Origin of the sequence: Actibacterium sp. XHP0104 (assembly GCF_025751515.1) — a bacterium.
Lineage (GTDB): Bacteria > Pseudomonadota > Alphaproteobacteria > Rhodobacterales > Rhodobacteraceae > Actibacterium_D.
Genome location: NZ_JAOWLE010000002.1, coordinates 219,561 through 233,231, shown reverse-complemented (window position 1 = coordinate 233,231; position 13,671 = coordinate 219,561). Strand labels below are relative to the sequence as shown.

Here is a 13,671-nt window from a genome sequence, read left to right as displayed (position 1 = left end):
GGGGCTGCGGCGGTCGTCATTTTCGACGGTGGCGGGCGATCAGCCCTTGGCGCGTTTCATCAGGTCTTCGAGAACCTGCGCCCCGTCATGCATCGCCTTCTGGGTCTCGGCGGTGTACTGCTTCATCGCGGTCTTCAGATACTCGGTCTGAATGCGCTGCAACTCTTTCACGTCCTTGCATTTCACGATCTGCTGCTGCAGCTCCATGTCCTGCTTGACCCGAGAGTTGATGAATTCGGCAAAACTGGCGCCAGAGCGCCCCATGTGATCGACCATCATCTTGCCGACCTTGCCCATCATGGTCATGCCATCCTGGGCCTCTTTCATGCCCGGAATGTTGTTGAGATCACCGAGTTTCGGCTTTCCTTTGTCCGCCATAGCACGTCCTCCTTTGTGCAGGCGCCCTTGCCCGGGCGCATCGAATCTGGGAACCGGAGCAGAGGTTAGGACGAGATTCGCGTTTGGCAAAGCCCTTCGCGTGCGATCTTGGCTTTGTCATGCCTGTTTGGCTGGCCGACCTGCGACCGCACGCCCGGATATCGGGCAAAACCGGGTAAAAATCCGGCCCGGGCGCAGGTTTTCGGGCGCGATCACGTGAAACTGTCGCCAGTTTGTTACACGGTTGTTTCAGGGTGCCGGCATACCCTTCCTGTCGGCTGCGCCGACATCTTTTCAAGTTGTGATTGTTGCGTTTCCGGGGCGGCCCCAGTGGCCGCCCCAATTTTCTTTATCCGGGCGCGGGTTGTTTCGGGCGGTGAGCGTGCTATCACCTGAGAAACGGGAACCGCGGCTGAGACCAGATGCAGGCAGACAGAATGACCCCGGGCGCCGGAAACGGACGCGCCTATCGCGACGTGCTGGGGCGCTATCCCACCGGCGTGACCATCGTCACCTGTCAGGGCCCCGACGGGCCATCCGCCATCACCGCCAACAGCTTTGCCTCGGTGTCACTTGACCCGCCTCTGGTGCTGTGGTGCCCGGCCAAGGCCTCGCGGCGCTATGATCTGTTCTGCGCGGCGCAGGACTATGCCATCCACATCCTGGCCGAGGATCAGGCCGCCCTGTCGCGCCAATATGCCCGCGCCGGGCATGGCTTTCCGCCCGAGCTGTGGGAGACCGACACAAACGGCCTGCCCCGCCTGACCCGGTTTGCCGCGCGGCTGACCTGTCGACGGGTGGCGCTGCACGAGGCGGGCGACCACGCGATCGTCGTCGGCGAGGTGCTGATGGCCGAAACCCAGCCGGTCAAGCCGCTGGTCTTTGCCCAGGGCGGCTACGGCCACTACGCGCCGCACGGCTAGGCGCAAAAGAAAACCGGCCCCGAAGGGCCGGCCTGTTCTTGTCACCAATGTGCCGGATCAGCCGAACATGTCGGCGGTGATGCCCGCATACCAGCCCAGGCTTTCCTCGAAGGTCGCCTTGCGCAGATCGGCGTCTTCGCCGGTCTGGCTGACAAACCCGTCGACCTGGGCGATCTTTTCCTCGGTGGCCTGATAGGATGCGCCCACCTTGATGCCGTCATTGGTTTCGACCAGCGACCAGCAGGTGTTCGAATACTTGGCCGGGAAGGCCTTGGATCCGGTCAGCGCCGCACGCACGGCCATGGCCGCGACCTTGGCCTGGCTGTTGGCCGAGAAGCCCGATTTGGGCATGTCGCCGGCATTGCAGGCGTCACCCAGCACATGGATGTTTTCATCCACACGGCTTTGCATGGTGGCGGGAACGATGTCGCAGAACCCGTTCGCACCGGTCAGGCCGGCAAGCTCGGCGATGCGGCCGGCCTTTTGCGCCGGGATCACGTTGCAGACGTCGACCTTTTCGACTTCGCCGTCGATCACCAGTTCCATCGAGTCCGCACGAACCTCGACCTTGTCGCCGCCGAAATCGGGGCCGATGCGCTGGATCATGCCAGAGTAGTGCTTGTTCCAGCCTTCCTCGAACACGCCCTGCTTGGAAAACTTTTCCTTGGGGTCGGCGATCAGGATCTTGGCGGTGGGGTTCGTTTCCTTGAGAACATGCGCCACCATCGAGATCCGCTCATACGGCCCGGGAGGGCAGCGGAACGGGTTGGGCGGAGCGACCATGGCAAAGGTACCGCCCTGGGGCATGGATTCGATCTGGGCTTTGAGCAGCTGGGTCTGCGACCCGGCCTTCCACGAATGCGGCATGGCATTCTGCGTCTCGACACCCCAGCCGGGAACCGAGCCTTCGATGAAGTCGATGCCGGGGCTGACGACCAGACGGTCATAGGGCAGCGTGTAGCCGCCCGCCAGCGACACGGTTTTCGCGTCGCGGTCGATGCCGACGGCCCAGTCATGGACGACATTGACGCCGTATTCGGCGGCCAAGGTGCCATAGGTATGGGCAATCGACGACAGCTCGCGGAAGCCACCGATATAGAGGTTCGAGAAGAAACAAGTGTAATAGGTGCGGGTCGGTTCGATCAGCGTAACGTCGATCTCGCCATTGCTGTCTTTTGCGATATAGCGCGCCGCGGTCGCACCGCCGGCGCCACCGCCGATCACCACGACGCGGGGCTTGCCATGGGATGCGCCCCAAACTCGTGCGGCACCAAGGCTGGCAGCGGTGGCCGTAGCCGCGCCCAGAAAGCTGCGTCTGTTCAAAGTCATTCGTTATTTCCTCCCTGTTGCGGCGCTACTCGTCCTCAAGCGCGCCAAAATACGCGGCCAGGGCCGCGATCTCTTCGTCTGTCAGGCGGCTGGCCATCATCTGCATCACGGGATGCGGGCGCAGCTGCTGCTTGTAGGCATGCATGGCCGCGACGAAATCGTCCTCGGGCCACAGTGTGATCGACGGAATGCCCTCATCACTGCCGTCACGCAGATGGCAGGTGGTGCATTCGCTGGCCAGGTATTCACCGAATTCGGGGTCACCCTTGATTTCGAACACCGCCGGGTCGACGTGAATGTAATCCAGCCGCGCGGTCGGTTCGGCGTCGGGGATGTCCGACGGTTTGTCCGAATAGCGCCGCAGCCAGGCCATCAGATCGGCGCGGTCCTGCGCGTCTTTGACGCCCGGAAAGCTCATCCGGGTGCCCGACACCAGCGCCTTGGGGTTGTCGATATAGGCGTCGAGGGTTTCAAACGTCCAAGTCAGCCCGTCATTGCCGGCGCGCTGCATCGATTTGGAGTAACTAAACCCCTCGATCGAGGCCGCCTGTCGGCCGAACAGCCGGTTCAGCTGCGGGCCGATGCGGTTCACGGCCCCTTCGCCAATCTGGTGGCAGCCCTTGCATTTGTTCCAGACCTCGGCGCCACGGTCGGCGTCACCGGCCAATTCGGCCTGAGCCGCCAGAGGCAGCAGGGCAATCACGGATGCGGAAAATATTCTCAAAAACCGGTTCATAGCGCAACTAAACTATAGCTTGAAATCACAATCAAGAATGTATGAATAAACGCTGCAAAAAAAGGCGGCCCCAAGGGGCCGCCCAAGTACCATCCCGAAGGACAGTTATTGCAGCGACTGGAGGTAAGCGATAATCGCTGCTCGATCATCTTCTTTCTTCAGGCCCGCGAACGACATCTTCGTCTTGGGCGCAAAACCTTTGGGATCGGCCAGGAAGGCATCCATGGATGCTGCATCCCAAGTTTGGCCGACCATATCCATAAAGGTCTTCGAATACCGGAATCCTTCGATCGAGGCTATATCACGCCCCAGAACGCCGTTCAACTGAGGACCGGTCTTGTTTTTCGCGCCATCGCCCACTTCGTGGCAGGCTTTGCACTTTTTAAAGACCTTCTCACCGGCGGCGACCAGTTCGGGATCAACCGCAGCGACCTCTGCAGGGGCAGCTTCGGCGGGTGCGGCAGCCGCTTCCTCTGCCGGCGCTTGCTCGGCCGGGGCCGCGGCTTCTTCCTGCGCCGGAGCAGCAGCCTCGGCAGCGGGTTCAGCGCCCTCTTCGTCGGGGGTCACATCTAGCACGGCCGCGCGCATCGTGATTTCGACGCTGTCCTTGCAGTCGGTCATGCAGGGCTCGCCCGTCCAATGCGGATATTCGGTCTCGGCCCGGTCGTCGATGATGAAGCCTTCGGCATTGGGCATCTCGACCTCAAGGAAGTTCTCGTTCGATAGAACGAAATCGTCATCGACCAGGTCGTTCGAATAGAGGATGTAGGCCACGATGGCATAGACATCGTCATCCGACAGGCTTTGCGCGTTGCCGAACGGCATCGAGCGGTTCACATAGTCCCAGGTCGTGGACAGGTAAGGCCAGTACGACCCCACGGTCTTCAGCGGGTCTTCGCGGTCCAGCGTCCCCTGCCCCCCGGCCAGTTTCGGCCAGTTGTCGACGCCCTCGGCGAACTCGCCGTGACAGACGGCGCAGTTTTCCGAAAAGATCATCTCGCCATCTTCGACAGAGCCCGAGCCGACCGGCAGGCCGGTGCCATCGGGGCTGACATCGATATCCCAGGCAGCGATTTCTTCGGGCAGCGCCGGGCGGCCAAGGCCCAGTTTGTCGGCCAGCGCGGGTGCCGCGCCAAGCGAGGTTGCCAGTGCGGTGCCGATCACCAGATTACGATACTTCGACATTCTCGGCCTCCCCGTTCGCTTTGACCCACCAGGTCTGAATGCAGTTGTTGTGATAGATCGAGTTCAGCCCGCGCACCTCGCGCAGCTGCGCCTTGGTGGGCTGCACGTAACCGGTGCTGTCCATGGCGCGGCTTTGCAGGAACATCTCCGAGCCGTCCCAGTTGATGTCGAGATAGAACCGGGTCAGCGCCATCGGCTGGCCGGGCTGGGCCAGACGGGCGGTTTGCCAGGTCTTGCCGCCATCGGTCGACACGTCGACGCGTTCGATCGCGCCGCGGCCCGACCAGGCCAGGCCGGTGACGACCAGCGGGCCGGGGCCGTGCTTGATCGGCGATTGCGGGCTGGGCGAGGTGACAACCGATTTGGCGTCCATGACCCAGGTCCATTTGCGGCTGGTGCCGTCTTCCAGCGTGTCGGTGTATTTGCTGGTTTCCTCGCGGCTTTGCACGGCCTGGTCCATGACCTCGATCCGGCGCAGCCACTTGACCCACATGTTGCCTTCCCAGCCGGGAACGACCAGACGCACGGGATAGCCATGTTCCTTGCGCAGCGCCTCGCCGTTAGCCTTGAAGGCGATCATGCAGTCATCCAGCGCCTTTTCCATCGGGATCGAGCGCCCGTTCGACGACGCATCGGCGCCCTCGACATAGACCCATTTGTCTTTCAGATCGCCCGCAGCCCCAAGACCCGCCTCTTCCAGCAGGGTGCGCAGGGTGACGCCGGTATATTCCATGTTGTGGATCATGCCGTGGGTGAACTGGGCGCCGTTCAGCTGGGCGCCGGCCCATTCCATGCCGGTGTTAGCGGCGCATTCCAGGAAGAAGGTCTTGTTCACGCGCGGAAAGCGTTCCAGATCTTCGTAGGTAAAGACCAGCGGCTGATCGACAAGGCCGTTGATCATCAGGCGATAATCTTCCTTGCGCAGCTCGATCGCGCCCGAGTGGTGGCGTTCAAACGCGCAGCCCTGCGGGGTGATCGTGCCATCCAGCGCGTGGATCGGCGTAAAGTTGATCGAGCTGATCGTGTCGGCGGTCAGCCATTCCACGTTGCGGCGAACGACATCGCCCTCATACTTGATCGGCAGGCCGTAAGGCGTGGCGTCAACGCCGTCGCCCAGACCCTGGGCCCAGGGCTGGGTCTCGGTGATCAGCGGATCGCCCGCTGCATGTGCCGCCCCTCCGGCGGCCACTGCCCCACCTGCGGCAAGACCGGCCTTGAGAAAGCCGCGCCGCGTGGACCAGGGGTTGGAGCTGTCTGTCATGGCTTCACCCTTTGTTACAGTCACGTTGTTCTGATCAGATTTGCGGATCATGCGCCCGTCACCTGCACCGATTTGTTCGGGTCGATGGTGATGGTGCCTTTGCGCTTGACGTAGTTCTCGACCACATCCCAGATCGCCGGCCCTTCGGTGCCCTCGTTCACCGAGGCCCAGCCCGACACCACATAGGTTTTCGCGGGGTCGATTGCCTCGCCGGTTTTCAGCAGCGTCATGTTGGTGATGCGGCTGCCCTGCGGTTTGCTGACGTCGATGTGGTAGCCCATGCCGCCGACGCGCACCATGTCCCCGCCCTGCTGGTAATAGGGGTCGGGGTTGAACAGGTTGTCGGCCACGTCTTCGAGAATGACATGGATGGTTTCACCGGTCATCTCGCTGCGATAGGCGTTGGGATAGGTCATCGAGGTGGCGTTGAACAGATCCTCGCGGGTGATCTCGTCGCCCGGAATCAGGCTGGGGCCCCAGCGGAAGCCGGGCGACATGGCGATATCGGCCTCGCGTTCCTCGATCAGCGCGTTGCAGATCAGGTCGTCCCAGGTGCCGTTGAAGTTGCCGCGGCGATATAGCTCGCTGTCGGTGCGGCCCAGAACCTCGGCCATCTCGGCCTCATAGGGGGCGCGTTCGGCGTCGATCACGGCGGCCACGTCCTTGTCGGCCTCGATCACGTCCGAGAACACCGGGATCAGCTTGTGGCGGAAGCCCATCAGCTGACCGTTCTGAACGTCCAGATCCAGGCGGGTGACGAATTTGCCGTTCGAACCCGAGGCGATCAGCATGGTGTTGTTCACCATCACCGGCTCGGGCAGCGCGTCATGGGTGTGGCCGGTCAGGATCACGTCGATCCCATCGACCTGCCCCGCCATCTTGCGGTCGACGTCAAAGCCGTTGTGCGACAGCACGACCACCAGGTCGGCGCCCTGATCGCGCACCTCCTGTACCACCTCGCGCATGCGCTCCTCGCGCACGCCGAAGCTGAGGCCGGGGAACATCCATTTCGGGTTGGCGATCGGCATATAGGGGAAGGCCTGGCCGATCACAGCCACCTTGGCGCCGCCGCGTTCAAAGAACTTGTAGGGCTCGTAGGCGGGTTCGTCCCATTCGGCGTCAAAGATGTTGGCGCCCAGGAAGGCGAAAGGCAGGCTTTCGACGATCTCGTTCACGCGGTCGATGCCCAGCGTGAATTCCCAGTGCGAGGTCATCGCATCGGGCTTGAGCGCGTTCATCACGTTGACCATGTCCTGCGCGTCGGTCTTGAGGCAGGTATACGAGCCGTGCCACGTGTCGCCGCCATCCAGCAACAACGCGTCGGGGCGATCGGCGCGGATGTGGTTGAGGATGGTGGCGACACGGTCCAGACCGCCCATGCGGCCATAGGTTTTGGCCAGCGCGGTAAAGTCCTGATAGGACAGCGCATAGGCCTCGGGCGTGCCGGGGGTCATGTTGAACAGGTTCAGGAAATCCTGACCGGTCACATGCGGCGGCAGGCCGCTGACATCGCCGACGCCAAGGTTGATCTCGGGCTCGCGGAAATAGATCGGTTTCAGCTGGCCGTGAATGTCGGTGACGTGAACCAGGGTGATGTTGCCATAGGTGTCAAAGCCCAGCAGGTCATCCTGCGTCAGCGCCTGTTGCGCTGCCAGCTTTGCCCAGTTGCCAACGCCCGAAGCCCCGTAAATGGCCGAGGCCGCCACGGTGGCCTGCAAGAAATCTCGCCGCGAAATCATCGTTCTGTCGTCTCCGTCATGGATGCAGGCAACCGCCCGACGACTGAGCTCAGTGTCGGTGACCACATGCAGAAAAAGGAACAAACGAATGCCCGCCCGGCGCCTGGCCGGGCGGGTTCATGTCTTAGTTGCGGACCGACGGGCCTTCGACCGACAGACCGTTGCCGCGCGAGGCGACATACAGCTCAAGCGCGATGAACTCGGGCGAGCCTTCCTTGAAGGTCTCGGCGCGGGTGTCGCGGATACAGCCTTTGAACCGGTTGTGGATCGAGTTCAGCTTGGCGTTCTTGAGGCGATAGGCCGGGAAGGCGTTGATCTGGCCCTGCGACAGGTGGTCGGCACGGATCAGATTGTCGTAGTTGTCCTCGTGGCAATTCGCACAGGACAGTTCCAACTGGCCGTAACGGGTATAGTAGATTTCCTTACCCTTTTCCCAGGTCTCGGCGGCGGGGCCGTCGATCGCCACATCCATCGGCATGCCGCGCGAGACAGAGCTGATCAGAGCGGTCATGTTGACCATCTCGGACGAGTTCCAGCCCCATTTCTCGGCGCCCATGCGGTTGGTGACGCAGCTGTTGATGAACATCTCCATCGTCCAGACTTCGCCTGCGGCCTCGTTCCACTTGGGCATCTTGGCGCGCACACCGGCCATCGATTCAGGCTCGTTGTGGCAGTCGGCACAAGCCTTGCCCTCAGTGCCCATCGCGGTTTCCCATGCCTCGCGAGCCTGATCGACAAAGATCATACCGGGGTTGTCGAAGTCATCCATCTGCAATTTCTGGGTTTCTTCCGAACGGAAGGTCCAGCCAGAGCGGATTTCAGACATGTTTTCCATGTGCTCGGGCGCTTTGGTCCGGGTCACGATTTCAATTTCGCCGTTGATGACCAGCGGCGCGTTTTCATCGGCAACAGCCATGCCAGCGCCAAGCGCCAGCAGGGCCACGGCCGAGGTGAGCGATTTGAGTTTCATGCGTTTCCTCCCTGAATGCCGAAACGTTCGCTCAGCCGATCGCGATCGGCTTCGAGTCTTCGTAGACAGAGCCGTCGTCGTCGTACCAGGTGAACTTGAACTCGCCGGCCTCGGGAACCTTGGCGTCGAACTCGATATAGGGGTTGGTCGAGATCGCCGGTTCCAGGGTCACGTCGACGACGTTCTGGCCGTTGAAGTCACAGGTGAAGCGATTGATGATCGAGCGCGGGATCACGTTGCCGCTGCCATCTTTACGCTGGCCCGATTCCATCGGGTGGCTGATCAGGGTCTTGATGGTGATGGTCTCACCGGCAGCCGCCGTTTTCGGGACCTTGACGCGGGGTTTTACATCAGATGCCATGTCTTTGTTCTCCTAAATCAGCCGCCGCAGCCGCCGATGGTGACTTTCACGGTGCTCGAGGCCTTTACAATGCTGCCATCGGCCATTTTCGCGACGGCCACCACATCCTGGGTGCCGGCAAGGCGAATACGGGTCGAGGCGGCCTGCGAGCCGGCCAGAGGACCAAAGTTGAAGGTGCAGACGCCCGGCGTCGGGTTGCCGGTTGCCAGCAGCAAGATCGAGGTGGCGCCGGGGGCGTCCACGCTGACCGGAACGGTGTTGCCGTTCTCGGCGATCTCGGGGGCGGTCAAAGTCAGACCCCCCTCGCCCATTTCGGCACCACCGGTAAAGGCGGCGATCAGTTCGTCGGCGGTGGCGCTGGCGAAGGCAGGCATCGGCAGGGTGGCAACAGCCGCAGCCCCGGCCCCAAGCGCGATCGCGTCACGTCGTGTCAGTTGCATTGCTCTCTCCTTGTCAGGGGAATGATCCGGGGATCAGTCCTTGAGGGTCATCAGATAGGCGACCACGTCCTCGATCTGCTGAGCACTCAACAGCGGCGGCAACGGGTCCGTCTGGGCGGCTTTGCCGGTAAAGGCATCGCCAGGCCGGATGTAACCGGTGGTCTTGTAGAACGACGGCATCATGGTGCCGTCGTAGGTATTCTTGGCATTGGCGACGATGCCGCGCAGTTCGGCCTCGTTCCAGCGGTCAGCGACGCCATCAAGCAGCGGGCCGACTTCGCCGTGGAACGGCACGTCCGACATTTCGCTGATCGCATGGCAGGACACACAGTTGCCCAGCTTCTTGGAACCAATGACCGCCCGCCCGGCTGCCGCATCGCCGGCAGCGCCGGTCAGCGACTCGGCCACGGCGCCCGCGTCATCGTATTTCACATCCGCAGGGGCGATCTCAGCCCCCGCAATGCCGGCACCCAGCACAAGGCTGGCGACGGTCAGGATTGCACGTTTCATTAAAAGAGTCCTCCCAGTCTCTCTTTCCCACCGAGAAAGTAGCGGATGTATTCCGCGGCATGCAATAACAAATCTAGTTTTTTGCATATTTTTTAAATTGCGAAATTCTGCACCGCAGCGCAACATTGTTGCTGCAATGCAGAATTCCGGGGGCCAAAGGCCTAGTCTGCGCTGTAAACCGTGCGGGCAATGTATTTCTGCAGGTGCTCGTCGCCCTCATAGCCCTTCTCAAGCACCCAGTTCAGAATCGCCGTGGTCGTGCCCTTGCCAAAGGCGCCGGGCATGACCGCCACAGCCGCCTGCCCCGCATGGCCGCCTTCGGGCAGGGAATCAGGCATGAACATCATCGTCGGCGTGAACATGACGCCCCAGCGCCGCGCCATTTCCTTTTCGGATAGCGTGGTGCCGTCGAAATCGGTGACCTCGACATCACCGAACAGGTTCATCTGCACGATAAAGTAGTTCTGGGTCAGGATCTCTTGGATCGCGGGGTCGGGAAAGACCTCGGTATGCATCTTCTTGCAATAGAGGCAGCCGCGCTGCTCCCATATGATCAGCAGCCGCTTGCCCTGATCCTGGGCGCTGGCGAAATCCTCGGACATGTCCTTGAACGTGTCTTCCAGCCAAACGGGTTTGTGCAGCCCGTCATCGCCCATCGGCGGCCCGGCCAGCGCAGGAAGGGCCAGCGCCAGCAACGCCGCCAATGTCAGTGTCAGTTTGGTCATCGGATCCTCCTTCGTTTACCCGATGGAAGTGAACCCCGGAAACAGCTCGATCAGGACCTGGGCGATATAGGCCACGCTGTTGGTCGCGATCAGAATGCCGAACAGGATCAGCATAGCGCCCATCACCTTTTCCACATAGCCCATATAGCGGCGGTTGCGCTGCACCCAGCCCAGGAAGGGCCGCGAGAACAGCGCCGCGATGACAAAGGGCGTGGTCATCGCCAGCCCATAGGCCATCAGCAACAACCCGCCGCGGGTTACGTCGCCCATACCGGACGCCACGATCAGGATCGCCGTCAGCGCGGGGCCCACGCAGGGCGTCCAGCCAAAGCCGAACGCAAGGCCCATCACATAGGCGCCGATCACGGTGGTGGGCTCGGCCTTGGATTCCAGTCGCGCCTCGCGGTAAAGGAACGGAATGCGCAAAATGCCAAGGAAATGAAGGCCAAAGAGGATCAGAACCGCCGCCGCGACATAGGTCAGCGGCCCCATCCATTCGCGAAAGGCCTGCCCCAGCGCGGTGGCGCCCATGCCCATCAGCACGAATATCGAGGTCACCCCAAGGGCGAAGGCAATCGCGGAAAACACCAGCCGCCGCTGTGCGCCCGGCGCGATGCCGGCATCGTCGCGCAGCTCGGCCATCGAGATACCGGCCATGTAGCACAGGTAAAACGGCACCATGGGCAGCACGCACGGGGAGAGGAACGACAGCAATCCGGCGACGATCGCCCCACCCAGCGTGATCTCCACGACCGCCCTCCCTTGCCGAAAACACCGAAACACATTACGATATATGTATACATCTGGGAAGAGAGAATGACCCGAGCTCTAAGCGCCCTTGCGGGCCTGATCTTCAGCGCGGTGGCGCTGGCAACACCTGCCATGGCCGAGATCCGTCTGGTCATGTTCGAACAGGCCGGCTGTGCCTATTGCATCATGTGGGACAAAGAGATCGGGCCGATCTATCCCAAGACCCCCGAGGGCGCGGCGGCGCCATTGCAGAAGCAAGACCTGCACACCGCCCTGCCCGACGACATCACCCTGACCCGGGGCAAGCCCCGGTTCACCCCGACTTTCGTGCTGCTGCGTGATGGCACCGAGGTCGAACGGCTGGAAGGTTACCCGGGCGAGGACTTTTTCTGGGGCCTTCTGGGCATGATGCTGGACCGGTCGGGCGTGGCGCTCGAGCCACCCCAGGGCGAGGTAAAAGGGTGACACCTGTGCAATGCTGCAACGGCAGCATGCGCAGTTTACAAGACGTGTCGCATAAATGCGTCACACATGTTAAAGGAAATGAAACGGGACACCGCTCAAAAGACGATACAGGAGCGCACCGAAAATAGGTGCGAAGGGGATATGGCAGACGCTGTTCACACCGGATTTGGCTTTGGACTGGGCAAGCGCAGCACGACGCGTGGCTGTGATGCCGCGATTGCAGACGACATGATCGGCCAGGCCGAGGCCGCGGCAAGCTTTCTCAAGGCGCTGTCTCATGAGGGCCGCCTGATGATCCTGTGCCACCTGTCGACCGGCGAAAAAACCGTGACCGAGCTGGAGAACCTGCTGTCGTCGCGCCAGGCGGCCGTCAGCCAGCAACTGGCCCGTCTGCGGCTGGAGGGCCTGGTCGCCCATCGCCGCGAGGGCAAGGCGATCTATTATTCTCTGGCAGATGATCGCGCACGCCGTATGATCGAACTTGTCTACGACATGTTCTGCAAAACGGCCTAAGACCCGCGCGCGGGCCCGAGGCCAGCGGGGAGGAAACGCATGGACATGCTACCGATTGGCGCCATCGCCGCGCTGATTGGCCTTGCGACCGGCTCTGTTCTGGGGCTGGCGGCACGGCTGGGTGATTTCTGCACGCTGGGCGCAATCGAAAGCGCCGTCTATGGCGAAGACCAGACCCGGCTGCGGCTGTGGGGCATCGTGCTGGGCACGGCGATCTTCACCACTTTCCTGTTTTCCGGCGCGGGGCTGATCGACCTCAGCCAGACCATCTATCACAGCATCGCCTGGAACCCGCTGGCCAGCATCATCGGCGGGCTGGTCTTTGGCTATGGCATGGCGCTGGCGGGCAACTGCGGCTATGGCGCGCTGGTGCGGTTCGGCGGCGGCGACCTGCGCGCGCTGGTCGTGGTGGTGGTCATGGGCATTTTCGGCTTTGTCGCCCTGGCCGGGCCGCTGGCCAATCTGCGCGTCTTTCTGTTTCCGCAAACCGATGCCGCCGTGCCCATGGGCATGGCCGAGCTGATCCACGCCCAGCTGGGCATTCCGCCGCTGGCCTTTGCCACGCTTGTGGCGGCGGCCTTCGTGGTCTGGGCCCTGTCCTACGAGCCGCTGCGCCAGTCGCCGGTTCAGATCGGCTGGGGCGTTGCGGCGGGGCTGTCGGTCAGCCTGGCCTTTTGGGGCACCACGGCGCTGAACCAGATGACATTCGGCGGTGTTCTGGTCGAGGGCCACAGCTTTACCGCGCCTCTGGGGCGAACGCTGCTCTGGCTGATGACCTCGACCTCGGGCGGGCTAAGCTTTGCGGTCGGGTCGGTCGCGGGGGTGCTGGGCGGGTCGTTCCTGGGCTCGGGCATCCGCGGACATTTCCGCTGGGAGGCCTGCGAAGACCCGCGCGAGCTGGGCCGCCAGGTGTCAGGCGCGGCGCTGATGGGCATCGGGGGCGTGATCGCGCTGGGATGTTCGCTGGGCCAGGGGGTCAGCGGCTTTGCCACGCTGGCCTATTCGGCGCCGGTGACGCTGGGCGCGATCTATATCGGCGCCGTGTTTGGTCTGCGGCGGCTGATTCAGGGCTTTCAGCCCGACTGACCCCGCGCATCGTGCTGGACGTGACCTTTCGGCCCGCCTAGGCTGATCGAAAGGGAGAAGCACATGAACATCACTATCTCGGTCGATTGCACGCCCAGCGAGGCCCGCGAATTCTTTGGCCTGCCCGACATCAAGGATATGCAGGCGCAGGTCATGTCGGAGATGCAAAAGCAGATGACCAAGGGCCTGGGCGGCATGGCCGCCGAAGACCTGATGAAACTGTGGATGCCCGGCCCGATGATCGGGCTGGACCAGTTCCAGGAAATGCTGCGCAAATTCTCGGGCGGCGGCCAGGCCTGA

General features: G+C 62.4%; 17 protein-coding genes. 5 read left to right on the top strand and 12 right to left on the bottom strand.

What is annotated here, in order from left to right; all coding sequences use genetic code 11:
• Window positions 1–39: 39 nt before the first annotated feature.
• Window positions 40–378 (bottom strand): phasin family protein, encoded by a 339-nt coding sequence (locus OE856_RS05555; protein ID WP_263715058.1) that lies wholly within the window; start codon window positions 376–378, stop codon window positions 40–42.
• 437 nt (window positions 379–815) lie between these two features.
• Between OE856_RS05555 and OE856_RS05550 the strand changes: the two genes are divergently transcribed.
• Window positions 816–1,301 (top strand): flavin reductase family protein, encoded by a 486-nt coding sequence (locus tag OE856_RS05550; RefSeq protein WP_263715056.1) that lies wholly within the window; start codon window positions 816–818, stop codon window positions 1,299–1,301.
• A gap of 57 nt (window positions 1,302–1,358) precedes the next feature.
• Here OE856_RS05550 and OE856_RS05545 read toward each other — a convergent pair whose 3' ends face one another.
• From OE856_RS05545 to OE856_RS05495, 11 genes are all read right to left on the bottom strand, one after another.
• The gene (locus OE856_RS05545) at window positions 1,359–2,630 is read right to left on the bottom strand and encodes an NAD(P)/FAD-dependent oxidoreductase (protein WP_263715055.1); all 1,272 of its coding nucleotides are present in this window, start codon (window positions 2,628–2,630) and stop codon (window positions 1,359–1,361) included.
• Between the two features lie 25 nt (window positions 2,631–2,655).
• Window positions 2,656–3,354 carry a c-type cytochrome gene (locus OE856_RS05540; RefSeq protein WP_263715054.1) on the bottom strand — a complete coding sequence of 233 codons (699 nt, stop codon included), beginning with the start codon at window positions 3,352–3,354 and terminating at the stop codon, window positions 2,656–2,658.
• Between the two features lie 117 nt (window positions 3,355–3,471).
• Window positions 3,472–4,551: a c-type cytochrome gene (locus OE856_RS05535; RefSeq protein ID WP_263715053.1), complete on the bottom strand. Its 1,080-nt coding sequence runs from the start codon at window positions 4,549–4,551 to the stop codon at window positions 3,472–3,474.
• On the bottom strand, window positions 4,535–5,812 hold the full coding sequence (gene soxC, locus OE856_RS05530) for a sulfite dehydrogenase (RefSeq protein ID WP_263715052.1): 1,278 nt from the start codon (window positions 5,810–5,812) through the stop codon (window positions 4,535–4,537). Before soxC ends, OE856_RS05535 begins: the two co-directional genes overlap by 17 nt.
• A 47-nt stretch (window positions 5,813–5,859) precedes the next feature.
• The gene (gene soxB / locus OE856_RS05525; protein ID WP_263715051.1) at window positions 5,860–7,551 is read right to left on the bottom strand and encodes a thiosulfohydrolase SoxB; all 1,692 of its coding nucleotides are present in this window, start codon (window positions 7,549–7,551) and stop codon (window positions 5,860–5,862) included.
• A gap of 124 nt (window positions 7,552–7,675) precedes the next feature.
• Window positions 7,676–8,521 (bottom strand): sulfur oxidation c-type cytochrome SoxA, encoded by an 846-nt coding sequence (gene soxA / locus OE856_RS05520; RefSeq protein WP_263715050.1) that lies wholly within the window; start codon window positions 8,519–8,521, stop codon window positions 7,676–7,678.
• A gap of 31 nt (window positions 8,522–8,552) precedes the next feature.
• On the bottom strand, window positions 8,553–8,882 hold the full coding sequence (gene soxZ, locus OE856_RS05515) for a thiosulfate oxidation carrier complex protein SoxZ (protein WP_263715049.1): 330 nt from the start codon (window positions 8,880–8,882) through the stop codon (window positions 8,553–8,555).
• A gap of 17 nt (window positions 8,883–8,899) precedes the next feature.
• Window positions 8,900–9,322: a thiosulfate oxidation carrier protein SoxY gene (soxY, locus tag OE856_RS05510; protein WP_263715048.1), complete on the bottom strand. Its 423-nt coding sequence runs from the start codon at window positions 9,320–9,322 to the stop codon at window positions 8,900–8,902.
• A 33-nt stretch (window positions 9,323–9,355) separates the two neighbouring features.
• On the bottom strand, window positions 9,356–9,832 hold the full coding sequence (soxX, locus tag OE856_RS05505) for a sulfur oxidation c-type cytochrome SoxX (RefSeq protein ID WP_263715047.1): 477 nt from the start codon (window positions 9,830–9,832) through the stop codon (window positions 9,356–9,358).
• A gap of 161 nt (window positions 9,833–9,993) precedes the next feature.
• Window positions 9,994–10,557, bottom strand: coding sequence for a SoxW family protein (locus OE856_RS05500; protein WP_263715046.1), 564 nt, complete (start codon window positions 10,555–10,557; stop codon window positions 9,994–9,996).
• 15 nt (window positions 10,558–10,572) lie between these two features.
• Window positions 10,573–11,307: a cytochrome c biogenesis CcdA family protein gene (locus OE856_RS05495; protein ID WP_263715045.1), complete on the bottom strand. Its 735-nt coding sequence runs from the start codon at window positions 11,305–11,307 to the stop codon at window positions 10,573–10,575.
• Between the two features lie 66 nt (window positions 11,308–11,373).
• Between OE856_RS05495 and OE856_RS05490 the strand changes: the two genes are divergently transcribed.
• From OE856_RS05490 to OE856_RS05475, 4 genes are all read left to right on the top strand, one after another.
• Window positions 11,374–11,772: a hypothetical protein gene (locus tag OE856_RS05490; RefSeq protein WP_263715044.1), complete on the top strand. Its 399-nt coding sequence runs from the start codon at window positions 11,374–11,376 to the stop codon at window positions 11,770–11,772.
• Between the two features lie 228 nt (window positions 11,773–12,000).
• Window positions 12,001–12,285, top strand: coding sequence for an ArsR/SmtB family transcription factor (locus OE856_RS05485; RefSeq protein WP_263715177.1), 285 nt, complete (start codon window positions 12,001–12,003; stop codon window positions 12,283–12,285).
• Window positions 12,286–12,324: 39 nt separating this feature from the next.
• Window positions 12,325–13,371 carry a YeeE/YedE family protein gene (locus tag OE856_RS05480; RefSeq protein WP_263715043.1) on the top strand — a complete coding sequence of 349 codons (1,047 nt, stop codon included), beginning with the start codon at window positions 12,325–12,327 and terminating at the stop codon, window positions 13,369–13,371.
• Between the two features lie 63 nt (window positions 13,372–13,434).
• On the top strand, window positions 13,435–13,671 hold the full coding sequence (locus OE856_RS05475) for a DUF6489 family protein (RefSeq protein ID WP_263715042.1): 237 nt from the start codon (window positions 13,435–13,437) through the stop codon (window positions 13,669–13,671).